The sequence below is a fragment of the Qipengyuania sp. CAU 1752 genome (genome assembly GCF_054482615.1).
This window is the reverse complement of the sequence record NZ_JBTLRE010000001.1, coordinates 1,814,496-1,839,756: the sequence shown is the minus strand read 5'-3', so window position 1 is coordinate 1,839,756 and position 25,261 is coordinate 1,814,496. Positions and strand designations below refer to the sequence as shown.

The 25,261-nt window shown below is 62.5% G+C and carries 25 protein-coding genes; 19 read left to right on the top strand and 6 right to left on the bottom strand.

From position 1 onward, the window contains the following. Positions 1-50: 50 nt before the first annotated feature. On the bottom strand, positions 51-857 hold the full coding sequence (gene murI, locus ACXYL9_RS08985) for a glutamate racemase (protein ID WP_459039238.1): 807 nt from the start codon (positions 855-857) through the stop codon (positions 51-53). A 108-nt stretch (positions 858-965) separates the two neighbouring features. On the opposite strand from murI, the gene plsY reads away from it, so the two are divergent. From plsY to ACXYL9_RS08955, 6 genes are all read left to right on the top strand, one after another. Next, positions 966-1,559 carry a glycerol-3-phosphate 1-O-acyltransferase PlsY gene (gene plsY / locus ACXYL9_RS08980; protein WP_459039237.1) on the top strand — a complete coding sequence of 198 codons (594 nt, stop codon included), beginning with the start codon at positions 966-968 and terminating at the stop codon, positions 1,557-1,559. Positions 1,560-1,566: 7 nt separating this feature from the next. After that, positions 1,567-2,664, top strand: a complete 1,098-nt coding sequence (gene dprA, locus ACXYL9_RS08975; protein WP_459039236.1) for a DNA-processing protein DprA — start codon at positions 1,567-1,569, stop codon at positions 2,662-2,664. Positions 2,665-2,761: 97 nt separating this feature from the next. Then, positions 2,762-5,335, top strand: a complete 2,574-nt coding sequence (topA, locus tag ACXYL9_RS08970; protein WP_459039235.1) for a type I DNA topoisomerase — start codon at positions 2,762-2,764, stop codon at positions 5,333-5,335. Then, positions 5,332-5,514 (top strand): hypothetical protein, encoded by a 183-nt coding sequence (locus ACXYL9_RS08965; protein ID WP_459039234.1) that lies wholly within the window; start codon positions 5,332-5,334, stop codon positions 5,512-5,514. Before topA ends, ACXYL9_RS08965 begins: the two co-directional genes overlap by 4 nt. A gap of 85 nt (positions 5,515-5,599) precedes the next feature. Beyond that, on the top strand, positions 5,600-5,905 hold the full coding sequence (locus ACXYL9_RS08960; protein WP_459039233.1) for a hypothetical protein: 306 nt from the start codon (positions 5,600-5,602) through the stop codon (positions 5,903-5,905). A gap of 11 nt (positions 5,906-5,916) precedes the next feature. Continuing rightward, positions 5,917-6,462, top strand: a complete 546-nt coding sequence (locus ACXYL9_RS08955) for a response regulator (RefSeq protein ID WP_459039232.1) — start codon at positions 5,917-5,919, stop codon at positions 6,460-6,462. 21 nt (positions 6,463-6,483) lie between these two features. On the opposite strand, the gene ACXYL9_RS08950 is transcribed toward ACXYL9_RS08955, so the two are convergent. The 5 genes from ACXYL9_RS08950 to lepB form a co-directional block, all read right to left on the bottom strand. Beyond that, the gene (locus ACXYL9_RS08950) at positions 6,484-7,743 is read right to left on the bottom strand and encodes an MgtC/SapB family protein (protein ID WP_459039231.1); all 1,260 of its coding nucleotides are present in this window, start codon (positions 7,741-7,743) and stop codon (positions 6,484-6,486) included. Between the two features lie 54 nt (positions 7,744-7,797). Beyond that, a complete protein-coding gene (locus tag ACXYL9_RS08945; protein WP_459039230.1) occupies positions 7,798-8,316 on the bottom strand; it encodes a hypothetical protein in 519 nt (172 codons plus the stop codon). A 68-nt stretch (positions 8,317-8,384) separates the two neighbouring features. Next, positions 8,385-9,302, bottom strand: a complete 918-nt coding sequence (gene era / locus ACXYL9_RS08940; protein WP_459039229.1) for a GTPase Era — start codon at positions 9,300-9,302, stop codon at positions 8,385-8,387. Next, positions 9,299-9,970: a ribonuclease III gene (gene rnc, locus ACXYL9_RS08935; protein ID WP_459039228.1), complete on the bottom strand. Its 672-nt coding sequence runs from the start codon at positions 9,968-9,970 to the stop codon at positions 9,299-9,301. The genes era and rnc overlap by 4 nt, the downstream gene beginning before the upstream one ends. After that, positions 9,967-10,827 (bottom strand): signal peptidase I, encoded by an 861-nt coding sequence (gene lepB / locus ACXYL9_RS08930; protein WP_459039227.1) that lies wholly within the window; start codon positions 10,825-10,827, stop codon positions 9,967-9,969. The genes rnc and lepB overlap by 4 nt, the downstream gene beginning before the upstream one ends. A gap of 50 nt (positions 10,828-10,877) precedes the next feature. Here lepB and pgi point away from each other — a divergent pair, with 50 nt between their 5' ends. From pgi to ACXYL9_RS08865, 13 genes are all read left to right on the top strand, one after another. Continuing rightward, entirely contained in the window at positions 10,878-12,419 is a 1,542-nt protein-coding gene (gene pgi / locus ACXYL9_RS08925; RefSeq protein ID WP_459039226.1) for a glucose-6-phosphate isomerase, read from the top strand. 278 nt (positions 12,420-12,697) lie between these two features. Continuing rightward, on the top strand, positions 12,698-14,209 hold the full coding sequence (locus tag ACXYL9_RS08920) for a DEAD/DEAH box helicase (RefSeq protein ID WP_459039225.1): 1,512 nt from the start codon (positions 12,698-12,700) through the stop codon (positions 14,207-14,209). Between the two features lie 124 nt (positions 14,210-14,333). After that, a complete protein-coding gene (gorA, locus tag ACXYL9_RS08915) occupies positions 14,334-15,683 on the top strand; it encodes a glutathione-disulfide reductase (protein ID WP_459039224.1) in 1,350 nt (449 codons plus the stop codon). Between the two features lie 52 nt (positions 15,684-15,735). After that, entirely contained in the window at positions 15,736-16,761 is a 1,026-nt protein-coding gene (locus ACXYL9_RS08910) for an NAD-dependent epimerase/dehydratase family protein (protein WP_459039223.1), read from the top strand. 82 nt (positions 16,762-16,843) lie between these two features. Continuing rightward, positions 16,844-18,376 (top strand): acyl-CoA carboxylase subunit beta, encoded by a 1,533-nt coding sequence (locus ACXYL9_RS08905; RefSeq protein WP_459039222.1) that lies wholly within the window; start codon positions 16,844-16,846, stop codon positions 18,374-18,376. Positions 18,377-18,383: 7 nt separating this feature from the next. Beyond that, the gene (locus tag ACXYL9_RS08900; protein ID WP_459039221.1) at positions 18,384-18,644 is read left to right on the top strand and encodes a hypothetical protein; all 261 of its coding nucleotides are present in this window, start codon (positions 18,384-18,386) and stop codon (positions 18,642-18,644) included. Continuing rightward, entirely contained in the window at positions 18,641-19,090 is a 450-nt protein-coding gene (gene mce / locus ACXYL9_RS08895; RefSeq protein WP_459039220.1) for a methylmalonyl-CoA epimerase, read from the top strand. Before ACXYL9_RS08900 ends, mce begins: the two co-directional genes overlap by 4 nt. Positions 19,091-19,109: 19 nt before the next feature. Next, positions 19,110-19,721 carry a glutathione S-transferase family protein gene (locus ACXYL9_RS08890; protein ID WP_459039219.1) on the top strand — a complete coding sequence of 204 codons (612 nt, stop codon included), beginning with the start codon at positions 19,110-19,112 and terminating at the stop codon, positions 19,719-19,721. A gap of 87 nt (positions 19,722-19,808) precedes the next feature. Further along, positions 19,809-20,594, top strand: coding sequence for an enoyl-CoA hydratase-related protein (locus ACXYL9_RS08885; RefSeq protein WP_459039218.1), 786 nt, complete (start codon positions 19,809-19,811; stop codon positions 20,592-20,594). Positions 20,595-20,644: 50 nt separating this feature from the next. Next, on the top strand, positions 20,645-22,798 hold the full coding sequence (gene scpA, locus ACXYL9_RS08880) for a methylmalonyl-CoA mutase (protein WP_459039217.1): 2,154 nt from the start codon (positions 20,645-20,647) through the stop codon (positions 22,796-22,798). 42 nt (positions 22,799-22,840) lie between these two features. Then, entirely contained in the window at positions 22,841-23,851 is a 1,011-nt protein-coding gene (bioB, locus tag ACXYL9_RS08875) for a biotin synthase BioB (RefSeq protein WP_459039216.1), read from the top strand. Next, positions 23,848-24,636 (top strand): heme-dependent oxidative N-demethylase family protein, encoded by a 789-nt coding sequence (locus ACXYL9_RS08870; RefSeq protein WP_459039215.1) that lies wholly within the window; start codon positions 23,848-23,850, stop codon positions 24,634-24,636. Before bioB ends, ACXYL9_RS08870 begins: the two co-directional genes overlap by 4 nt. Before the next feature lie 103 nt (positions 24,637-24,739). After that, a complete protein-coding gene (locus ACXYL9_RS08865) occupies positions 24,740-25,186 on the top strand; it encodes a hypothetical protein (protein WP_459039214.1) in 447 nt (148 codons plus the stop codon). Positions 25,187-25,261: the final 75 nt, after the last annotated feature.

The following is a 25,261-nucleotide window of genomic DNA, read 5'->3' as shown; positions in this document are numbered from 1 at the left end:
TAGTCAGGAATTCGACGTGATTCCACAGCGATCTTTGCGAACGATTCGCATCAGAACGCCGCGAGGCTTTCTATCCCATAGCGTGCCAGCACTTTGCGCAGCGCCGGATCGAGGGCATCCGGTGCGGTCGACACCAGTCGATCGGGCGCTTCCCGGCTGAATTCCTGCCCCTTGGTGACGGTGGCAATCTGTCGCGCAATGCCTTCCGCACCGTGCACCAGACGCACGTCGGGCCCGAATAATTGCAACAGCTCATCTTCCAGTAGCGGAAAGTGGGTGCAAGCCAGGACCACGGTATCCAGCCCCTCGTTCTCGGCGGCATCGAGAAGAACCGAAACCTCCCCGCGCAGGCTTTCAAGATCGATCCAGTGACCGCGCAACTTGGCCTCGGCCATGTCGACCAGCCCGGGGCCGGCATGGCGGATCAGTCGTTTGCCATTCGCGAATTCAGCTTCAAGCCGGTCGACATAGGGCTGGCGGATCGTGGCTTCGGTTCCCAGTACGCCGATCACGCCGGACTTGCTCAGCGCGGCGGCTGGCTTGATCGCCGGGACCGTTCCGATAATCGGCACTTCGAGCACGTCGCGCACCATACCCAGCGCAATGGTGCTGGCAGTGTTGCAGGCAATGCAGATGGCGCGCGGGTGGAATCGCTCGCTCATACGGCCGAGCAGCCCGCATACCCGCGCGGCGACCTCGGCCTCGGTCTTGGTGCCATAGGGCAGGCCGGCGTAATCGGCGGCGTAGATCACCGGCGCCTGTGGCAGCACCTTGCGCAGTTCCTCGAGCACCGTCAGCCCGCCGACGCCGGTGTCGAACAACAGGATCGGCGCAGAGGGATCGACGGATTGCGGCATGAAGGCTCGGCTTTGTTGCGGGCGGGAACCCTTCCTTATTTTTCCGTAGCCCGAATGCAAGCGATCTGCCTATGATGGCGGACGAAAAGCGAGAGAGGGACGCTATCCATGAACTACAATATCGATCCGTCGCTGGCTCTTATCCTGGGCTATGTATTCGGTTCGATCCCGTTTGGTCTGTTGCTGACGAAGATGGCCGGGATGGACGATGTGCGCAACATCGGCAGCGGCAATATCGGCGCCACCAATGTGCTTCGCACGGGTAACAAAGGGCTCGCGGCGCTCACCCTGTTGCTCGACCTTCTCAAGGGGTTTGTACCCGTATTGCTGGCTTGGAGATTGTTCCAGAACGATCTCGGCTGGACGGCACTGGGCGCGGTATTGGGGCACTGCTTCCCAATCTGGCTCGGCTTCAAGGGCGGCAAAGGTGTGGCGACAGCCGCGGGTGTCTGCTTCGGCATCGCCTGGCCGCTCGGCACGGTTTATGCGATAGTGTGGCTGTCAATCCTAGCAGTTAGCCGGATAAGCTCACTGGCCGGGATTGCAGCGGTGATCTCAGCTCCGATCGCGGCATGGTATTTCGACTGGATGTCCTTCGTTGCCCCGCTGGCATTGATCGCAGCGCTGATCGTCTGGCTCCACCGCGCCAATATCGGGCGGTTGTTTCGCGGTGAAGAACCGCGAGTGGGCAGCAAGACGTAAGCTTACGATGCCTGAGACGACGCTTTCGCAAGCAGAGGCCTTTGCGCGCATTCGACTGCTGCGATCGCCCCACATCGGGCCGGTAAGTTATGCGCAATTGCTTCACCGGTTCGGCACGGCGGAGGCCGCGCTGGAAGGTCTGCCCGATTTCGGCAGGAACGGGAAACGCACCTACAGTCCGGCCCCCTCCGAAGGGATTGAGCGCGAAGTCGAGGCGGTTCGCGCAGCCGGGGCACGCTACCTGTTTCACGACCAGCCCGATTACCCTGCCTTGCTAGGCGAACTGGAAAGCGCCCCGCCGATCCTGAACTATCGCGGCGACCTCGCGCTGGCCGCGAAGCCCTGCGTCGCCATAGTCGGTGCACGCAATTCCAGCGCGGCGGCAGTCAAGCTGGCGCGCGAGTTTGCCGCAGCGCTGGCGGAGGCAGGGCTCACAGTCGTCTCTGGCCTGGCCCGCGGGATTGACGGTGCGGCGCACGAGGGCGCCTTTCCTGCCACCATCGGCGTAATCGCGAGCGGCATCGACATCGCCTATCCGCCGCAGCACGCAGAGCTTCAGGAACGCATCGCCAGCGACGGTCTGCTGCTGGCCGAACAGCCACCCGGAACCGAGCCGCGTGGCAGCCATTTTCCCAGCCGCAATCGCATCATCGCAGGGCTGGCAGGCGGAACGCTGGTGGTGGAAGCGGCGGTCAAGTCCGGCAGCCTGATCACTGCCCGGCTGGCGGGTGAGGCGGGGCGCGAGGTGATGGCGATACCCGGCTCCCCGCTCGATGCCCGTTCTGCTGGCTGCAACCACCTGATCCGCGAAGGCGCGGTGCTAGTGCAGGAACCGGGGGACGTGATCGAACTGCTCAGCAGCTTCGACGGTACTCCGCGCTCGACCTTCCGCGAAGCATCCGCCGATTTCGACTATGTGCCTGAAGACCTCGCCGAGGCCGATCCTGCCGACATCGCCGACCTGCTCAACACAGCGCCCGTCGCCGTCGATGAACTCATCCGCCAATCAGGCGAGAGCGCCGCAGCGGTGCAACTCGCGCTGCTGGAACTGGAGATCGGCGGACGACTGGAAAGGCATGCGGCGGGGCGGGTGTCGCTCAAATGATACCACTCAACGTCAATCCCGCTTGACGCTGTCCCCAACCCAACCCCATTTTCGCGCGTATACGCATACGCACACGTAAGGGACTGCTTTTCACCTCATGCAACTTGTCATCGTCGAATCGCCTGCCAAGGCGAAGACCATCGAGAAATACCTGGGCAAGGACTTCAAGGTCCTCGCATCCTACGGCCATGTCCGCGACTTGCCGCCAAAGGATGGCAGCGTGCGTCCGGACGAGGATTTCGCGATGGACTGGGAGCTGTATCGCGACAAGCAGAGCCGCTTCAAGGAAATCGCCGACGCGGCCAAGCAGGCCGACCGCCTGATCCTCGCGACCGACCCTGACCGCGAAGGCGAGGCCATTTCCTGGCACGTTCGGGAATTGCTGGCCAAGCGCAAGGCGCTGCCGGCCAAGGTCGACCGAGTCACCTTTAACGCCATCACCAAGAGCGCAGTGACCGAGGCGATGGGGCGTCCGCGCGAGCTCGATAAGCCGCTGATCGATGCCTATCTCGCCCGCCGCGCGCTGGACTATCTGTTCGGCTTCACCCTTAGCCCGGTGCTGTGGCGCAAGCTGCCCGGTGCCAAGAGCGCGGGTCGGGTGCAGTCGGTCGCCCTGCGGCTGATCGTCGATCGTGAACGCGAGATCGAGGCCTTCAAGGCCGAGGAGTACTGGTCGGTGCTGGCCAAGCTCCAGCATGACGGGACCGAGTTCGACGCGCGTCTGGTGAAATTCGATGGCAACAAGCTGGGCAAGATGACGCTCGGCGATGAAGGCTCCGCTCAGGCGGCCAAGGCCGCGGTCGAGGCCGGTCGCTTCACGGTCGAGGATATCGAGACCAAGCCGCTCAAACGCAATCCCGCGCCGCCGTTCACTACCTCGACGCTGCAGCAGGAAGCGGCGCGCAAGCTCGGCTTTTCGGCCAGCCACACCATGCGGCTCGCGCAGTCTCTCTACGAGGCGGGTGCGATCACCTATATGCGTACCGACGGCGTGCAGATGGACGGCAGCGCCATCAACGCCTGCCGCGACGCCATCGCCCAGCGCTTCGACAGCGCCTACCTGCCCGAAAAGCCGCGCTTCTATTCGACCAAGGCCAAGAATGCGCAGGAAGCGCACGAGGCCATCCGGCCGACCAACTTCACTCGCGACCATGCTGCTTCTGGTGACGAGGCCAAGCTCTACGGACTGATCTACAAGCGCGCGATGGCGAGCCAGATGGCGACCGCGCAGCTTGAACGCACCACGGTTACCCTGCGCGACCCGACCGGGCAGCACGAACTTCGCGCCACCGGGCAGGTAGTGAAGTTCCCCGGCTATTTCGCGGTTTACCAGGAAGGGCGCGACGACAAGGACGACGAGGAGGAAGGCCTTCTGCCGGTCCTCAACAAGGGCGATGTCCCGGCCAAGCGAACAGTCGAGGCCAACCAGCACTTCACCCAGCCGCCGCCGCGCTTTTCCGAGGCATCACTGGTCAAGCGGATGGAGGAACTGGGGATCGGTCGCCCGTCGACCTATGCCAGCACCATCCAGACCCTGCGCGACCGCGAATATGTGCGGATGGAGAAAAACCGTTTCTTTGCAGAGGAATCGGGGCGACTTCTCACAGCGTTCCTTGAACGGTTCTTCCCCAATTACGTGGCTTTCGAGTTTACCGCAGGGATGGAAGAGGAGCTCGACACAGTTTCCGACGGGCGTGAAGAATACAAGGACCTGCTGTCCAAATTCTGGGCCGACTTCAAGCCCAAGGCCGACGAGGTGATGGAGAAAATGCCCTCGGAAGTGACCGAGGTGCTGGACGGATATCTGTCCGATTATCTCTTCCCCGAGCGCGCCGATGGCAACGATCCGCGCTATTGCCCGCTGTGCGACAAGGAAGGGCGCGATGGCGGCCGCCTGGCCCTGCGCGGTGGCCGCTTTGGTGCTTTCGTCGCTTGCGCCAACTATCCCGAATGCAAGTTCACTCGTCGCTTCGCCCAGCCGGGCGCCGATGGCGATGAGGGTACACAGGACACAGTGCTCGGCCAGCACCCTGAAACGGGCCTCGATATCGAGCGCAAAACGGGCCGGTTCGGCCCCTATGTGCAGATGGGCGAGGGCAAGGAAGCCAAACGTGCCAGCATTCCCAAAGACCTTGAGGATTTCGATCTCGAATGGGCGATCAAGCTGCTCGACCTTCCGCGCATCGTTGGCGCGCATCCGGAGACGGGCAAGGAGATCGAGGCTGCCATCGGGCGCTATGGCCCCTATCTCCGCCATGACGGCAAATACGGCAAGCTGACCAACACCCGCGAGGTATTCGAAGTCGGCATGAACCGCGCAGTCGATATCCTCGCCCAGGCGGCTGATCGCAAGGGCGGCGGGCGCGGCAAGGCGGAGCCGATCAAGACGCTGGGCGAACACCCGACCAGCGGCGGCGAGATCAAGGTCATGCCGGGCCGCTATGGCCCCTATGTCACCGACGGCACCACCAATGCGACCATCCCCAAGGATGTGAAGCCGGAGGACGTGACCGAGGCGCAGGCCATCGAACTGATCGATGCACGCGCTGCCAAGGGGCCGGCCAAGAAGAAGCGCAAGAAGGCCGCGCCCAAGAAGAAGGCTGCGCCGAAAAAGAAGGCCGCTGCCAAGAAGAAGCCTGCGGCGAAGAAAACGGCAGCGAGTGGCGAATGAGCAAGGACCACTTCGAACGCCACAAGCAACCCTGGACTGGTGAGGAAGCAGGCAAACTGCGCCTGCTCGCCAGCAAGGGGCATGGTTTGAAGCAGATCGCCAAGGCGCTGGGGCGGAGCGAGGAATCGACAAAGACCTTCGCCAAGCAGAACAAGATCAAGGTCGCCAAGAAGCGCTGAACCTACTTCGGGCGCGCACTGCGCCCCGTCGTTGGTAAATCGGAAAGCATTGGCTGCTAGGCATTCTCCTATTCGGGGAGCGCCTGTGATCGAAATCGAAGTGCAGAACGAAACGCATCAGTCGCAAGCGCGCCTGCGCTTTGCTGCAGTGCCGCGCATTGGCGAAGGGCTTCGCTTGCGTGAAAAAAGCGGGATGTGGGCAAGCTACGACGTCCTCGACGTGTGGTACCAGAAGGCCGAATATGGCGATGTCTGGGTCCCGTTTCTCCATGTCCGCATGACCGAAGGCGAGACCGCCGGCGACAATGACGATGGCTATGACCGCGAATTCGATGACGAGCTGGCCATGCGCAGCGCGATGAATGGGGGGATCGAGCCATTCAAAATCTGATCAAGCGCAATATGCCTCCGCAACCCGGGGCTAACTCTAACGAGCCTGAAGCTTCCGAACAGCTGTCGGACGCGCCAGACGGCATTCAGGAAGTGCCGCTGCACGGTAGCCAGCAGCCGCCGGTTCTGGACGATACCGACGCCATCGTCCGCGCAGCCAAGGCGATGCGCGCGAAAACTGCGCCCCAGGCCGGCAAGCGCTGCCTGGTGGTCGACGACAGCCGCGTCGTGCGCAAGCTCGCGCGCAAGATTGCCGAACAGATGGGCTATCGAGTGGCCGAGGCCGAGAACGGCGAGGAAGCGCTCGCCCGCTGCCGCGCCGCCATCCCGGATCTCGTCATCACTGACTGGCAGATGCCCGTCATGGACGGCCCCGAATTTGTCGCGGCCCTGCGCACCCTTCCGGGCGCTGTGGCTGTGAAGGTGATGTTCTGCACCTCGAAAAGCGAGGCCACCGATATCCACCAGGGCATCAATGCCGGAGCGGACGACTACATCGTCAAACCCTTCGACGAAGCGAAGCTGACGGCCAAGCTGGAGCGATTGGTGGCGGGATAAATCTCGCTTCCCATTGGCGCATCAAAACACGGAGTAAGCGACCGCGAGACTGATCGCCAGGACGATCATGCTCGCTCCAAGAGCGCGGGCGGCGGGCCTCGCTGCGCTACCACCGTAGGCAATCGTCACGCCCAGTTTGACCGACATGTTGGCAAGGATTGTTCCGGCGATTGCCATGGCGGCGAGCTCAGCGCCTATGGTTCCCGGCTCGAGACCGCCTGCCGTCACGATCGCTGCGTCGACGTCCATGCTCCCCATCAACAGCAGGAGCACGGCAATGCCTTCCTCGCCGAACTCCCCTTGGGCCCAGCGTGCAGCAACCGCGGCCACGGCGACAAAAGCCATGAAAGTGAATGCCGGGATCAAGGCGATCGGATTGCCGGGCGGGGCAGGGCCCGTGCTGTGGGGTGCGGAACAATAGAGCCAGAAGCTAGCTGCCGCTCCTGTCAGGAGCGCGGGCGCGATTATGATGACGAACGGCGGCAGCAGGGATGTCGCCAACACTGCCACCAACACGATGACGCGCAGGTACATCACGGCCGTTGCCAGGGCGATCCCCGCATTTTCCGCGCCGCCGCCTTGGCCTGCACCAAGCCTTTGCGAGAACGAGTGGGTAACGGCAGTTGAACTGTAGGCGCCACCAATCACCGCGGTCGCGATGGTCCCCCGGCGCGCGCCCACAAGGCGGTTGGCGACGTAGCCGATGAAGGAGAACCCCGTGACCAGCACGACCACGAGCCAGAGCGTACGCGGCTCCCAGGCGTCATAAGGACCATAGCGCCCGCTTGGCAGGAAGGGGAAAACGGCAAGGGCAATCACTGCGTAGCGGGCGAACGCCTTGATGTCCGCCTCGTCCATTCGCCCGACCAACCCGTGCATCTCGGCGCGGAGGGCGAGAACCAGGGTCACCACTGCGCCGCCCGCGAACGCCAGCGCTGGCTCTCCGCTGCCGCCAAGATAGCCCAGGGCAAGTGCAGCAATTGCGGACATGGCCGATGTCGCGTCGGCCCGGCTGCCTTCTCCGATCGACCGAGAGTAACCGATCGCGATCACCGCAGCAGAGATCGCGAAAAGGGTGCCGCCCGCAATGGTAGATCCGGTGGAACTCAGGACCCCAGCCAGGCCGCCGACAAGGCCGATCAGGATAAAGGTGCGAACGCCTGCAACCCGCGTGCCGTCCGGGTAGGACCGAAGTTTCCATCCGCGCTCGATGCCGATGAGCAGCCCGACCACGAACCCGGACCCGGCCTGGATAAAAAGTTCGAGGGGGAACAAAGCCAAGGCTTCTATCGCACCCAGTCCAGCCCGATTTCCTCGAACATTTCTTCTCCCCGCTCAACTAATAGCTATCACGAATTCGTCTTCCGGAATCCACCGACCCTTCGCATCGCGTTTGTACATCACCTCAACAAATACGCCAGCAAGCGGGGCCCAAGTTCGACTTGCGAAGAAATGCGCCTCGCCCCATTTCAAGTCCGTGTATGGCATGGTGACCGTGAGCGACATGAAGCCATAGTCGACCATATTGTCCTGAGCGAACTCGATCTCAAAAGGCGTAGGTGTGTATGATTTTTCTAACCACAGGGCTTTGACCTTTGGACAAACTGATATCGGGTCAAGCTGCTCGGCAGCTTGGCGGCCCTTGGCCCATGCCCTCAATTCTTCGCGAGGAAGAGGGTCTTCCTGAGAGAGATAGATATTATCGATCAGTCGCTCAATTTCGCTATCGGTGCCGGGAAAATCAGATTCGCCAGGGCCTCGGACCAGGTTCACGGGCCGGTCGGCTTTCTCGAACTCGGTGCGAATGAAGTGCTCCAAGATTTTGCAGGAAGCGTCGACTTGGATCGCGGTCATGGAGTAGTCCGGCCCTGCTTCTGTGCACGATGAGAGAGCAACAGAAGCTGAGATGAGAACCGCTTTCATCACCGGACCCAGTCCAGCCCGATTTCCTCGAACATTTCCTTGTCCTCGCTCCAGCGTTCGTCGGTTTTGACGTGCAGAAACAGGTGGACCTTCTGGCCCAGCAATTCGCATAATTCCTCGCGAGCTGCCTGGCCGATGGCCTTGATCCGGCTGCCGCCCTTGCCGAGTACGATCATCCGCTGGTTATCGCGCGCAACAACGATTTGCTGGTGGATCTCGATGCTGCCGTCCTTGCGCTGGATGTACTTTTCCGGCCGTACGGCGCTGTCGTAAGGCAATTCGTCGTGCAACTGCTGGTAGAGTTGCTCGCGGGTAATCTCAGTGGCGAGCAGGCGTTCGCTGACGTTGGAGACCTGGTCTTCGGGGTACATCCACGCACCTTCGGGCATGAGCTTTACCAGCGCGTCCTTCAACTCGGCCACGCCATCGCCGGTCAGTGCGGAAATGAAGTAGATCTCGGAAAAATCGACCTTGGCCGAGATATCCTCCGCCAGTGCCAGCAGCGGTTCCTTCTTTGCCTTGTCGACTTTATTAATCACGAGGATCTTGCGCTCGGGCCGGCCTTTGAGGCTTTCCAGCAGCGGTTCGAGCTCGTGGCGGCGCTGCTTGAGGGGGTCGACCAGCAGCAGCACCGCATCGGCCGCCTCGGCGCCTTCCCAGGCTGCGCTGACCATGGCCCGGTCGAGCCTCCGCTTCGGCTCGAAGATGCCGGGGGTGTCGACCAAGATCATCTGAGTCTTGGCCGCATCGCTTTCATGCAGGGCGATGCCCAGCATCCTGGCCCGCGTTGTCTGCGCCTTGGCTGAAGTAATCGCGACCTTTTGCCCGACCAGCTGGTTTACCAGCGTCGACTTGCCCGCATTGGGCGCGCCCAGCACGGCGATGACGCCGCAGCGCGTGGATTTGTTGTCATTCACCCGAATTGCTCCATGAATTTACGTGCGGCCGCTGTTTCGGCCTCCTGCTTGCTGTTGGCGGTCGCCTCGGCCGCGCCGACCTTGTGTACTTCTACCCTGACGGTGAAGCGGGCGGCATGATCGGGGCCCGAGCGGTCGACCAACTCGTATTGCGGGGGCTTGCGCTGGTTGCCCGCGGCCCATTCCTGCAAGGCCGACTTGGGGTGTTTGGAACGCCCGGCCTTGCCTTCCAGATCGTCGGCCCAGAGCCGATGGACCAGTTCTCCGGTCGCACCGAACCCTGCCTCGAGGTAATTTGCGCCGAGGAGCGATTCCATCACGTCGCCGAGAATATTTGTGCTGTCAGCTGCGCCGTCCTCACGCGCCTGTTTGCCCAGCACGACATGTTCGGACACGCCTATTGCGCGGGCGACCTTGGCGCAGGCATCCTTGCTGACCAATGCGTTCAACCGCTGTGCAAGCGCCCCCTCGGCGCCGTTCGTGCGGCGAAACAGATGGTCGGAAATGGCAAGGCCGAGCACGCGGTCGCCGAGAAATTCAAGCCGCTGGTAATCGCGCGGAGCGCCGGTGCTGCCATGGGTCAGCGCTTCCAGCCACAACTCGCTGTCCTGCACGGAAAATCCGGCGTCGATCAACCATTGGCTGGTATCGGAGGAGAGTGATTTCATATCGCCTTCCCCATACGCCCACCGCGCGCCGCCGTCACCCATGTCCACGGCTTGAGCCATTGCGAACTGCCATCGGTCGAGAAGATTATCGCGCGCGCCTTGCCCACCATCAGCTCTTGCGGGACGAAGCCAATACCGCCGCCCGATCGGGGCGCAAACCGGCTGTCTTGAGAATTGTCACGGTTGTCGCCGAGCAGGAACAGCTTGCCCTCCGGCACGGCCTTGGGTCCCCACTGGTCTTGCGGGCTCGGGCCCAAGTCGGTGACCGCATAGCTGCGTCCGCTCGGCAGGGTCTCGCGATAGCGGCTGTAGCGACACCGCGCGGCTCCATTTGCGCTCCGTTCGATGCGAATGGTTGGTGGACAGTCCGTGTTGGCGGACACCGGCACCAGCAGGTCGGCCATCGCGGCCTTGGGCAGGATTTCGCCGTTAAGGATGACCCGGCCGGCACGGATCTCCACGATATCGCCGGGCAGTCCGATGACCCGCTTGATGTAGTCGGATCCGTCAACGGGATGCTTGAATATGACGACATCGCCCCGCTCAGGCGTGTCTGCCAGCATGCGGCCCGAAATTGCGGGTACATCGACCGGCAACGAGTGACGCGAGAAACCGAAATCCCATTTCGAGGCGACGAGGTAGTCGCCGTTCATCAGCCGCGGCAACATGCTTTCTGAAGGGATGTTGTAGAGCGAGAATGCAAAGCTGCGGAAGGTTAGCGACGCCAGCACGACCAGCAAGACGAAGACCGGGAAACTGAGCCCCTTGCGCCCCTGTTCCGGCGTGTTTTCATCGGGGCCTTGGGATGCTTTATCCTGCGCAGACGTATCCGCAGCCGTTTCGGGGTTTCCAACCATCGGCGGCACCACTAGGCCCAAGCCGAAGACAGGCAAGGAGATTTTGCGCGATGAGTGATCCTGTGGCGATAGCGTGGAAAGCGATCGAGGCCGACCAGGAGCGGACTCTCGAGGCCCTGTTCGGCGAGGACGAAGCACGTGTCGAACGCCTCAGCCAGCGGATCGAGTGGGGCGAGGGGGAAACTGCGGGCGGCATCCTGTTCGATTGGTCGAAGACTCACCTGACCCCGTCGATGTTGGACAGTTTCGAAAAACTTGCCGAGGCGACAGGTTTTGCCGCCGCACGCGAGAAGCTGCTGAGCGGGGCGAAAATCAACGTCACCGAAGGTCGTGCCGCCGAACACACCGCGCAGCGCGGCACCGGTGCACCGGCCAGCGTCGAGGAAGCGCAGGCGCTGCTTAACCGTATGAAGATGCTGGTCGAGGCGATCCATGACGGGGCGCTCGGCAAGGTCGAGCACCTCATCCATATCGGCATCGGCGGTAGCGCGCTGGGTCCGGCGCTGGCAGTCGATGCGCTGACGCGCGACCTGTCGCTAGTCGATGTCCACGTCGTTTCCAACATCGACGGCGTGGCGCTGGAGCAGGCCTTTGCTGCCTGCGATCCTGCGACGACGCTGATCGCGGTCGCGTCCAAAACTTTCACCACGATCGAGACGATGACTAATGCGCACAGCGCGCTCAAGTGGCTCAGCGACAACGGGGTGGACGACCCTGGCGGCCGCGTCATCGCACTGACGGCGAGCCCGGAAAAAGCCGTCGAATTCGGCGTCGACGAGACTCGCGTGTTGCCCTTTATGGAAAGCGTCGGCGGACGCTATTCACTGTGGTCGAGCATCGGATTTCCAGTCGCGCTGGCGACGGGCTGGGACGAGTTCGAGGCCATGTTGGCCGGGGCGCAGGCGATCGACCGCCATTTCGCCGAGACCGAAGGCCGCGACAATTTGCCTTTGCGCGCCGCCTTTGCCGACCAATATTACTCTCGCGTGCGCTGCTGCCAGACGCGTGCAGTGTTCGCCTATGACGAACGGCTAAGCCTGTTTCCCAGCTATCTCCAGCAGCTCGAAATGGAATCGAACGGCAAGCGGGTGAAGGCCGACGGTTCGCCGGTCGATGGCCCGACCGCGCCGATCACCTGGGGCGGAGTGGGGACCGACGCGCAGCATGCAGTGTTCCAGCTGCTGCACCAGGGCACGCACCTCGTGCCGGTCGACTTCATCGCCAGCATCGCGCCGGGCGACGAGCTCGATCCTGCACATCACCGCATCCTGCTGACCAATTGCTTCGCGCAGGGTGCTGCACTGATGGCTGGCGGGAACATGGCCAAGGACGGGAAGGATCCGGCCCGCGCCTTCCCCGGCGACAGGCCCAGCGCGATGATGCTGTGCGATGATCTCGATTCCGCGACGCTCGGCGCGCTGATCGCCTTCCATGAACACCGCACATTCGCAAATGCCGTTCTGATGGGCATCAACCCTTTCGACCAGTTCGGAGTGGAGCTGGGCAAGAAGATGGCCAAGGATATCGAAGCGGGTGGCGAGGCATTCGATGCGAGCACGCAAATGCTACTCAATCGGGCGGGGCTAGGCTAAAGCATTTTGCGAGGAGGGGCGGACCAATTTTTCGTGTCACTGCCAGATGTTAACGACCGCACATTGACATTCTTGCTGCGTTGCACCATATGCGCTTCATCGAAACGCCCGCCAGCGTGAAGCGGCAGGAGCGAGAAAGCTCCCGGCCCCGGCAGCGTTTCGGTCCTTTTCCTGAAGCTTCCCTTTTCACGCGGGTCGTTTTGACACCCGCGCCGCGCCCGGAATCCAATCGGAATCCGTGAAGCGCGCCGCATGATATGCGAGCTAAACCTCACACTATGACTACTACTTTCGAAACCCTCGGGCTGTCGCAGCCCGTACTGCAAGCCCTCGACATGAAGGGCTACACCGTTCCCACCCCGATCCAGGCGCAGGCGATCCCGCCCGTGCTTGAAGGGCGTGACCTGTTGGGCATCGCCCAGACCGGTACTGGTAAGACCGCAGCCTTCATGCTTCCGAGCATCGACCGCCTGCGCGAATCCGACAACCAGGTGCCGTTCAAATCCTGTCGCATGCTGGTGCTTGCGCCGACGCGCGAACTGGCCGGGCAAATTGCCCAGTCGGCCAAGGATTACGGCGCGATGGCCGGCCTCAAGGTTCATTCCATCGTTGGCGGCACATCGGTCGGCAAGGATCGCAACAAGCTGCACCGCGGCACGGATATCCTCGTCGCCACGCCGGGCCGCTTGCTCGACCTGATCGACCAGAAGGCTTTCCGCCTTGATGGCGTCGAAATCCTCGTCCTCGACGAGGCCGACCAGATGCTCGACCTTGGCTTCATCCACGCCCTGCGCAAGATCAGCGAACTGGTCCCGGCCGAGCGGCAGACGCTGTTCTTCAGCGCCACCATGCCCAAGGCGATCCAGGACCTGGTCGGCAAATACTGCCGCAACCCGATCAAGGTATCGGTGACACCTGCTGCCACCACGGCAGAGCGGATCGACCAATACCTGTTTATGGTCCAGCAGGCCGAAAAGCAGTCGCTGCTCGAGATGATCCTGAAAGAGCGTCACGAAGTACCCGGCAAGCTGGAACGTATCCTCGTCTTCACCCGCACCAAGCATGGCGCGGACCGGGTGGTGAAGAAACTTACCCAGGCCGGTATCGCTGCCAATGCCATTCACGGCAACAAGAGCCAGCCGCAGCGCGAACGCGCTCTGGCCGAGTTCAAGCGGGCCAAGACCCCAGTCCTTGTGGCGACCGATGTCGCCGCGCGCGGGATCGATATTCCGGGTGTCAGCCACGTGATCAACTACGAGCTGCCCAACGTGCCAGAGCAATATGTCCACCGTATCGGGCGTACTGCCCGTGCCGGTAAGGATGGTGTCGCAATCGCCTTCTGTGCCGAGGACGAGCGCGCATATCTCAAGGACATCAATCGCGTCACCGATGCCGAGTTCGAACGTCTGCCGCTGCCGGAGAATTTCCGCGCCGTGGTCGAAGGCGTCGGCCCGACCAAGCCTGCGCCCAAGCAGCAACGCGGTCAGCGTGTTCAGCCCAAGCCCAAGGCAGGCGCACGTGGTGGCCTGTCGCGCGGCCACGGCAAGCCCCGGCAGGGTGGCCAGGGTTCGGGTCAACGCTCGGGCGATCGGTCAGACCAGCGCGGTGCAGTGCCCAATCCGGTCCATGCCGGTGCAAGCGAGAATGCTCCTCGTCCGGGCGGCAAACCTAAGCGCAAGCATCCGAACCGTGCAGGCCGTCCCAACCGTTCGGGTGGCAATCCTGGCGGAGGCGGTCGTCCGCAGTACGGTCGGCGTAGTGGCGGTGGCGGCGGTAGCCAGCACGGCTGATATCAACTGATGGCATGATGCGGGACTGACCCCGGGCAAGGGTTCAGTCGCGCGCGATAATGGTGGGTGGTTGGCAAGTGCTGACCGGCCCGCCATATCGTGCGCGCAACAGGAGAGTTTCCGCATGGCCGACTACGATTACGACCTTTTCACCATTGGCGGCGGTTCGGGCGGGGTACGCGCCAGCCGCGTGTCCGCTGCGCACGGCGCGAAAGTCGCCATCGCCGAGGAATACCGGGTTGGCGGAACCTGCGTGATCCGCGGCTGTGTGCCCAAGAAAATGCTCGTGTACGGCGCCCATTTTGCCGAGGACCTCGAGGATTGCCGCAAGTTCGGCTGGGAAATCGAGGGCAAGAGCTTCGACTGGATCAAGCTGCGCGACAATGTGCTGGCCGATGTCGACCGGCTCGAGGGGGCCTATACCGATACGCTCGAAAACCACGATGTCACGATCTTCAAGGAACGCGCCGAGATTACTGGCGACCATGAGATCACTCTCGCCAGCGGCAAGAAGGTGACTGCCAAGACCATCCTAGTCGCCACCGGCGCGCATCCCCGGATGCCCGAGTTCGAAGGCGCCGAGCACGGCATCTCCTCGAACGAGGCCTTCCATCTCGATAAGTTGCCCGAAAAGATCATTATCGCGGGCGGTGGTTATATCGCCAATGAATTTGCCGGCATTTTCAACGAATTCGGCTGCGAAGTTACCATCGTCAATCGCGGCGACCAGCTGCTGCGCGGCTATGACGAGGCAGTTCGCGACCGTTTGCTGCAAATCTCCATCACCAAGGGCATCCAGTTCAAGTTCAACACCGTCTTCGAATCCATCAAGCCGTCCGATGATGGCGGGTACTTGGTAAAGCTGAGCGACAATGACGAGGAGCGCGTCGATCTCGTGATGTTCGCGATTGGCCGTGTGCCCAACACCACGGGTCTGGGGCTCGAGAATGTCGGGGTCGACTTGGGCAAGAATGGCGAGATCAAGGTCGACAAGTTCAGCCGCACCAATGTCGATTACATCTATGCCGTAGGTGACGTGACCGACCGGGTGCAGCTGACCCCGGTTGCCATTCGCGAAGGCCAGGCCTTTGCCGACAGCGTGTTCGGCGACGGCGAGCCCTACGCGGTCGACCATGATTGCATCCCCAGCGCCGTGTTCAGCCACCCACCAATTGCCTCTGTCGGCATGACCGAGGGCGAGGCCAAGAACACGCTCGGCTCGGTGCGTGTCTACCAGTCGGACTTCCGGCCGATGAAGAACGTGCTGGCAGGGCGCAGCGAACGCAGCCTGTTCAAGATGATCTGCGAAGGGGACAACGAGCGCATCGTCGGTATCCACATGATCGCGCCCGAAGCGCCCGAGATGATGCAGGCTGCCGCGATTGCGGTGAAGGCCGGGCTGACCAAGGCTGACTTCGACGCCACCACCGCGATCCACCCGACCATGGCCGAAGAGCTGGTGCTGATGAAGTAAGTTGCCGCCGCCCGCCGCTGGCTTTACCTTCCGCACCAGAGGGAGAGCGAACATGGTGGGCACTGTTCTGGTTACCGGGGGCACCGGCTATATAGCGGGCGAACTGATCAAGCAGCTTTTGGCGCGCGATTGGACGGTCCACACGACGGTTCGCGACAAGGCGAAGAGTGAGGCTGGACTGCGCGCACGGTTCGGACAACCAGATTCAGACCGGCTCAAGGTCTATCAGGCCGAACTGATGAGCGATCTAGGCTGGGCCGAGGCCAACGCCGGTTGCACCCATGTGGCGCATGTCGCTTCACCCATTTCCGCCACCACGCCCAAGGACGAGAACGAAATGATCGTGCCGGCGCGCGAGGGCACTTTGCGCGCGCTGCGTTTTGCCAAGGCGGCGGGAGTAACCCGCTTCGTCCAGACCAGTTCGATGGCCGCGGTCGCCTATGGCCGCGACGAGAAAGTCTACACGGTCGATGAAAGCGACTGGACCGATATCAACCACCGCGACGCCTATCCTTACGTAAAGTCCAAGACCATCGCCGAACGCGCCGCGCGGGACTGGATTGCGGAAGAGGGCGAGGGGATGGAGTTCGTCTCGGTCAATCCGTCGATGGTGCTCGGCCCTGTCGACAGCGGCGACTTTTCCGCCAGCGTCGAAGCGGTCAAGCAGTTGATGGATGGATCGATCCCGATGGCGCCTGACCTCGGATTTTCGGTCGTCGACACCCGCGACGTGGCCGCTCTGCACGTCAAGTGCCTGGAAGAGCCGGGGCTTGCGAATGAACGCTTCCTGGCGGCGGGCAAGTTCCTCAAGATGATCGAGGTTGCCGAGGTCCTGCGCAAGCGCCTGCCCGAGGCGCATACCAAGAAGGTGCCGACCCGGGTGATGCCCAATTTCATGGTCTCGATCCTCGCGCTGTTCAATCCGGGCGTGCGTTCAATCAAAAGCGAGCTTGGCAAGAGCCGCAATGTCGATGCGAGCCACGCGATGGAACGGCTCGGCTGGCAGACCCGGCCCGAGGAAGACAGCATCGCCGATTGCGGGCGCAGCCTGGTCGAACATGGCGTGGTCAAGGTCTGACATCGGCGCAGCTATGCTTGACGCTGCGCGCGGCCCGTGGCTAGGCGCAGACTGACAATTTCGTGAAAGAACAGGGGCCTCAATGTCCGCCAATATCGCCGAAATGGAACGTCGCCGCGAAGCTGCCAAGATGGGCGGCGGGCAAAAGCGCATCGATGCGCAGCATTCCAAGGGCAAGCTGACCGCGCGCGAGCGGCTCGAAATCCTGCTCGATGAAGACAGTTTCGAAGAGCTCGACACCTACGTCGAGCATGACTGCGTCGATTTCGGGATGCAGGACCAGAAAATTCCGGGCGACGGCGTTGTCACCGGCAGTGGCACCATCAACGGGCGTCTGGTCTATGTCTTTTCGCAGGATTTCACTGTCTTCGGCGGCAGCCTGTCGAAACGCCATGCAGAGAAGATCTGCAAGGTGATGGACACCGCGCTGAAAGTCGGCGCGCCGGTCATCGGCATCAACGACAGCGGCGGCGCGCGCATCCAGGAAGGCGTGGCCAGCCTTGGTGGCTATGCCGAGGTGTTCCAGCGCAACGTGCTGGCCAGCGGCGTGGTCCCGCAGATCAGCCTGATCATGGGGCCATGCGCGGGCGGCGCAGTCTATTCGCCGGCCATGACCGACTTCATCTTCATGGTCGAAGACAGCTCCTACATGTTCGTGACCGGGCCGGAAGTGGTTAAGACCGTCACCAACGAAACCGTGACGCAGGAAGAGCTGGGCGGGGCCAAGACCCACACCACCAAGACCTCCGTTGCCGACATTGCCTTCGCTAATGATATCGAGGCGCTGCTGGCAACGCGCAATTTCTTCGACTTCCTGCCCCTGTCGAACCGCGAGACCGTGCCCGAGCGGCCCACCGCCGATCCGTTCGACCGTGACGAGCCTTCTCTCGACACGCTGATCCCGGCCAATGCCAACCAGCCCTATGACATGCACGAAGTCATCAACAAGGTGCTGGACGAAGGCAATTTCTTTGAAATCCAGCCCAACCATGCGGGTAACATCCTGTGCGGTTTCGGCCGTGTGGAAGGGCGCACCGTGGGCGTCGTCGCCAACCAGCCGATGGTGCTGGCGGGCGTGCTCGACATCAATTCCTCGAAGAAGGCCGCGCGCTTCGTGCGCTTCTGCGATGCCTTCGAAATCCCGATCCTGACCTTCGTCGATGTGCCAGGCTTCCTGCCCGGCACCGACCAGGAGCACAACGGGATCATCAAGCACGGCGCGAAGCTGCTGTTCGCCTATGCCGAGGCGACCGTGCCGAAAATCACCGTAATTACCCGCAAGGCCTATGGCGGTGCCTATGACGTGATGGCATCCAAGCATTTGCGCGGCGACCTCAACTACGCTTGGCCGACCGCCGAAATCGCCGTGATGGGCGCCAAGGGCGCGGTGGAAATCATCTTCCGTTCGGATCGCGGCGATGCGGAAAAGATCGCCGAGAAGACCAGGGAATACGAAGACCGCTTCGCCAACCCCTTCGTTGCAGCAAGCCGAGGCTATATCGACGAGGTGATCCACCCGCACTCTACCCGGCGGCGCATCGCGCTGGGCCTACGCAAGCTACGGACGAAGCAGCTCGAGAACCCGTGGAAGAAGCATGACAATATCCCGCTCTAGGTGAGACATGGACGCTAAGGGCATCACACTCTTGATTTTCTGGATCGCGTTTGCGGCGATCGCAGCATGGGGCTGTTTCAATCGGCTGGCCGCTGCGAAGGAAACGGGCACGTTCCGCTATGTGTTTCACGGTATCGGGCAAGAAAATTGGCCCAATCTCTTCGGATTCCTCAAGGGCTTCCTCAACCTCCAGGCCTATGCATTCTGCTTGATGGCGGGGATTGGCGTGATTTGGCTCGCAGCAACTCTGATCGGAAAAGTGAAATGAAACTCGGCCGTCTCAACCATATCGGCGTCGCGACACCTTCGATCGAGGAATCGATCCGCTATTACCGTGAGGTGATGGGCGCGACCAAGTTCCACACGCCTTTCGATCTGGAGGCGCAGGGGGTGAAGGTCTGCTTCGTCGACACACCCGGTGAGAACGGCACCAAGGGCACCCAGATCGAATTGATCGAGCCGCTGGGTGAGGGTTCTCCCATCGCCCGGTTCCTCGAAAAGAACCCGTCCGGTGCCCAGCATCATGTCTGCTACGAAGTCGAGGATATCGAGGACGCACGCAAGTGGTTCGAGGAGATGGGCAAACGCATCCTTGGCCCTACGCGCATCGGTGCGCACGGCACGCCGATCTTTTTCCTCCACCCCAAGGACATGATGGGCCAGCTGACCGAAATCATGGAAACGCCCAGGGAGGGCGCGCACTGGTCGAACTGACCGGCACGAAAGGAACGCGATGCTTTTCTACGATAGTCCCAATCCGGCGCCCAATCCGCGCCGCGTGCGCATCCTCGCCGCCGAGAAGGGCATCGACCTGCCGAGCCAGGAAGTCTCGATCCCCGCGCGCGAGCAGAAGGCACCCGAATACGTCGCCAAGAACCCGCGCGGACAGACTCCGATCCTCGAGCTCGACGATGGTACGGTGATCGCCGAGAGCGTGGCGATCATGCGCTATCTCGAGGCGCTGCATCCCGATCCGCCGCTGTTTGGCACAACCGCGCTCGAGATCGCTCAAATCGAGATGTGGAACCGCCGCGCCGAGATGATCCTGATGCTGCCGGTGGGCGCGGTGTGGGTGCACACCCATCCGTTCACCGCCGCGCTGCCGGGCCGCAATGCCGAGTGGGGCGAGGCCAACCGCCCGCGCGTGGCCGAGGCGATGCGTTTCTTCGATACATCGTTGGCGGACCGCGAATACCTCGCTGGTGACAGCTTCAGCGCCGCTGATATCCTGCTGCTGACCACGGTCGATTTTGCCAAGTTCGTCGGGCTGGAAATGCCGGAGGATTGCGGCAATCTGGCCGCCTGGCACGAGCGTGTCTCGTCCCGGCCCAGTGCCAGGGCCTGAATAACCTCAAGCGTCCAGGCGGACTTGCCAGCGCGCGCCATCCGCGCCACTAACGGTTGCGAAACGAAACCCCCGGGAGAGAGACGCGTGACCTACGAAACCATCAAAGTCGAACGCGACGGTCCGCTGTTGACTGTCACCCTCAACCGGCCTGATCGCCTCAACGCCATGGCCCCGCAAATGGCCGACGAAATCGGCGAGGCCTTCTACGACCTAGGCGACGCGCGCGCCGTCCTGATCACGGGCGAGGGCAAGGGGTTCTGCTCGGGCGCGGACCTGTCCGCACGCGGCGAAGGCAGCGCGCTGCAATCCAAGGGCGGCAGCCACAAGGCGCTGCAGAACCACTACAACCCGGCCATCAGCCAGGTGCTGCGCGCACCTGTGCCGGTGGTCTGCGCGGTCAACGGTCCGGCGGCGGGTGTTGGCTGTTCGCTGGCGCTAGCGGGCGATTTTACGCTGGCCGGCAAGAGCGCCTATTTCCTCCAGGCTTTCGTCAATATCGGCCTCGTGCCCGATGGCGGATCGACCTGGCTGCTGACCCGCGCCATCGGCCGCGCCCGCGCCACCCGCATGATGATGCTGGGCGAGAAGATCGGCGCACAGCAGGCCGAGGACTGGGGTTTGATCTACAAGGCGGTCGATGATTCGGCGCTGATGGACGAGGCTCGCGCGCTGGCTGAAAAGCTCGCCAACGGTCCGACCCTGGCGCTGCGGACGATGAAGCAGAACATCGCCACCGCGCTCGACGGCGCAATCCAGCAGGTCTTCGTCGCCGAGGCCGAGGGTCAGCGCATGGCCGGCGCCAGCGCCGACGCGATGGAAGGCGGCATGGCTTTCCTCCAGAAACGCAAGGCCACGTTCAAGGGGCAATAAGCGCTGTTCACGCACTTCCCTGACAGTGCCTTTGGCGTTAGGGCGATGGCATGACCAAGACCCCTACATATGCCGACTGGAAGGCCCGCGCCGACAAGGAAGTGAAGGGCCGCGACCTGACCTGGCACACGCCCGAAGGCGTGGCCGTGAAGCCGCTCTATACCAGCGAAGACACCGCTGACATCGATCCCGGCGTGCCCGGCATCGCACCTTTTACGCGCGGCCCTTATGCCAGCATGTACACCGGCCGCCCGTGGACCATCCGGCAATATGCAGGCTTCTCCACCGCCGAGGAATCGAACGCCTTTTATCGCCGCAACCTCGCCGCCGGGCAAAAGGGGCTGAGCGTCGCCTTCGATCTCGCCACGCATCGCGGTTATGATTCCGATCACAATCGCGTGGTCGGCGATGTCGGCAAGGCGGGCGTGGCGATCGACACCGTGCGCGACATGGAAATTCTGTTCGACCAGATCCCGCTCGACACCATGAGCGTTTCCATGACGATGAACGGCGCGGTGATCCCGGTGCTGGCGTTCTACATCGTCGCGGCAGAGCGGCAGGGGGTCGCACAGGACAAGCTTTCGGGGACCATCCAGAACGACATCCTCAAGGAGTTCATGGTCCGCAATACCTATATTTACCCGCCTGAGCCGAGCATGCGGATCGTCAGCGACATTATTGCATATACCTCCGACAACATGCCGAAATTCAACAGTATTTCAATCTCTGGCTATCACATGCACGAAGCCGGGGCGACCGCCGTGCAGGAACTCGCCTTCACCATCGCCGACGGTAAGGAATACGCCAAGCGCGCTATGGAAGCCGGGCTCGATATCGACGCCTTCGCGCCGCGCCTGTCCTTCTTCTGGGGCATCGGCATGAACTTCTTCATGGAAGTCGCCAAGATGCGCGCTGCCCGCGCCCTGTGGCACGACGTGATGGAAGGGCTGGGGGCCGAGAATCCGAAGTCGAAGATGCTGCGCACGCATTGCCAGACCAGCGGGGTCAGCCTGCAAGAGCAGGACCCCTACAACAACGTCATCCGCACCACGATCGAGGCGATGGCGGCGGTGCTCGGCGGCACACAGAGCCTCCACACCAATGCGCTCGACGAAGCCATCGCGCTACCGACGGATTTCAGCGCCCGCATCGCCCGCAACACGCAGCTGGTGATCCAGGAGGAAACCGGCATCACCCATGTCGCCGATCCGCTGGGCGGCAGCTATTATGTCGAAAGCCTCACCGCTGCGCTGGTTGAACAGGCCAAGGCCATGCTCGACGAGGTCGAGGCGGCGGGCGGGATGACCGCCTATGTCGCCAGTGGCAAGCCCAAGGCCCAGATCGAGGAAGCCGCCGCCGCCAAGCAGGCGAGCGTCGACAAGGGCGAAACGGTGATCGTCGGCGTCAACAAGTATCGCCTCGACGAAGAAGCCGAGATCGACACGCTCGATATCGACAACCACGCTGTTCGCCTGAGCCAGATTGCGCGCATCGAGAAGGTGCGATCAGGGCGTGACGAAGATGCCTGCAGCAAGGCGCTCGACGCGCTGACCGAAGGCGCACGCGGTGGTGGCAATCTGCTCGCACTCGCGGTGGAGGCTGCGCGCCACGACGCCACGCTGGGGGAAATCTCCAGTGCGATGGAGGAGGTGTTCGGACGCTACGACACCAGCCCGACGCCCGTGCGCGGGGTCTATTCCAGCGCCTATGCCGATGACGCGCGCTACAACCAGGTGGTCGAGGGCGTGCAGGCGGTCGAACGTCGCCTGGGCCGCGCGCCGAAGCTTATGGTCGCCAAGATGGGCCAGGACGGCCACGATCGCGGCGCCAACGTAATTGCATCCGCCTTTGCCGACATGGGTTTTGAAGTCGTCTCCGGTCCGCTGTTCCAGACGCCCGCCGAAACGCGCGACATGGCGCTCGAACGTGACGTCGACGCCATCGGCGCCAGCAGCCTCGCGGCGGGCCACAAGACGCTGATTCCCGAACTGATCGGCCTGCTGAAGGACGCGGGCCGCCCCGACATCAAGGTGATCGCCGGAGGCGTGATCCCGCAGAAGGATTACGACTTCCTCCGCGATGCCGGGGTGCAGGGCATTTACGGCCCGGGCAGCAATGTGGTCGAATGCGCGGCAGACGTGCTGCGCCTGCTCGGCCACAATATGCCGCCTGCGGGCGAGGATCTGGAAGAGGCGGCGGAGTAGCGACCCGGCTTCACAGCCGAATTTCTAATCGAGGGGCATTAAGTGACAGAAATCCGCAACGACTGGGCTCGCGAGGAAATCGCCGGCCTCTTCGACCTTCCATTCACCGAGCTGCTGTTCCAGGCCGCTACGGTCCATCGCGAGTATCATCCGCCCGAGCAGGTCCAGCTGTGCACGCTGCTCAGCATCAAGACCGGCGGGTGCCCCGAGGATTGTGGCTATTGCTCGCAGTCGGTGAAGGCGAACTCCGGTGTCGAGGCGACCAAGCTGATGGACGTGCAAGCGGTGCTGCAATCCGCGGCGCAGGCGAAGGACCACGGCAGCCAGCGTTTCTGCATGGGTGCCGCATGGCGCAATCCCAAGGACCGCGACATGCCCGCGATCGTCGAGATCGTGAAGGGCGTGCGTGCGATGGGGCTGGAGACCTGCATGACGCTGGGGATGCTGACACCTAAACAGGCAGACATGCTCAATGAGGCGGGCCTCGATTATTACAACCACAATATCGATTCCGGGCCGGAATATTACGAGCGGATCATCACCACGCGCGATTACCAGTCGCGGCTCGACACGCTGCAGAACGTGCGCGATGCAGGGATCAATGTGTGCAGCGGCGGGATCGTGGGCATGGGCGAAACGCGTGCCGATCGCGTCGGCTTCGTCCACACGCTCGCGACGCTGGAACAGCATCCCGAAAGCGTGCCGGTCAACGCGCTGGTACCGATCAAGGGCACGGTACTGGGCGACATGCTGGCGGACACCCCGCTGGCAAAGATCGACGATATCGAATTCGTCCGCACCGTGGCCGTGGCGCGCATCTGTATGCCCAAGAGCATGGTCCGCCTCAGCGCGGGGCGCGAAAGCATGAGCGAGGCCACGCAGGCGCTGTGCTTCATGGCTGGCGCCAATTCGATTTTCACCGGCGACAAGCTGCTGACGGCGGCCAATGCCGGGGACGAGAGCGACGCCGCGCTTTTCGCCAAGCTCGGCCTGACCGCCTTGCAGGGCGAAGAGCCGATGCGGGCCGAGAAGGCCGCGGTCCCCGCTGAATGACACTCGGCTTCTCCGTCGAGGAGCTGCTCCCCCACGCTCGCAAGGGTGAAAAGCTCCAGATCGGCCTGTGCAAGCTTGACGAGAGCGAGTGTCTCCAGCCCGATCCCGACTTGAGTGCCCGCGCAGCGGGTTTCGATGTGCGGCCCGAGGCGGTGCGGGTGACCGAGGAAGCTGAGGCTCCCGGCGCGGAACTTGCCGCCATGCTTGGCCATTCGGGCGGATTGCCGGATGTCGCGCGCCAGCACTGGGAAGACATGTGCCTTCTCACCCGCAGGGCTGACGAGGAGATCTATCGCCTCATCGGCGCGGCGGTAGCTTTTCCGACCGATTGGCGGGTCGATGACAAGATGGGCCTGCCGCTGGCCGCGCTTCACGCGCCGATCCACGGGTTTGCCGAACAACTCGCCACCGGGGTCGACCGGTTCATGGCCAAGTTGAAACCCGGCCCAATATATGGTCGCAGCAACTGGTTCGTGGTCGACAGCGGGGCGCTGTGCCACCTGCCGGGTTCGCGCGAATTGTTCGCCGGGGTCGATGCAACCAACGCCGGCGAAACCTTGTACGCGCGTTGTGAACGCCAGACCTTGCGCCGCCTGCCGCAAACGGGCGCGATCCTGTTCACCATCGGGGTCTATGTGCAGCCATTGGCATCACTTTCTGCCGAGGCCATCGCATGGCTTGCCGAAGCAGTGCAGGCAATCCCGCCCGGTGAGCGCGAGCGGCGGGGTATCGAGCGCTATCTGCCCGCGCTGCTGGGTTACGCGGACGTTCGCAGAGTGGCGTAAACATACAATCACTTGGATTGCGGACCTGCTAGGTGAGCAGCACTGGCCGGGGCTTGGGGAGGGCCAGCAAACGGGGTCGCTGCTCTAGTGGGGAACAGCTACCATGACGAAATTCGCATTATTTGCAGGCGCGATCGCGCTTGCCTTGCCGATGGCGGTAACACCGGCACAGGCCGACAATCACGTCGAGGCGACCCCAGAACTGGCGCCGATCGACTGGTACCGGGTCATGCTGATCAAGTGGAAACCGGGCAAGGGCGAACGGGCGCACGAAATCATCGACATGTTCAACAAGGTTGACAAGACGCTTGGCATGGAAGGCTCGATCGATATCCACATGGGAACCGGCGAGTGGGACAGCATCGTGGCACTGCCGATGCGGCATGGTATTGCATCCATGGGCTGGGCGAAAAATCCCGAAAACGAGAAGTGGGATGCCGAGTTTGCCCGCCAGGCCGGAGGCAAGGACAAGGCCAAGGCGCTATGGGCCGAATTCGATTCACTGATTGCCAGCCAGCAACGCCATATCGGGCATATCGACCGCGATTGATTGCATTGCCTTGATACGGGCCATTAGGGGCGGCATAGGCATATCAACGCTCTATGCTGCCTCTGGAGGCCTGAC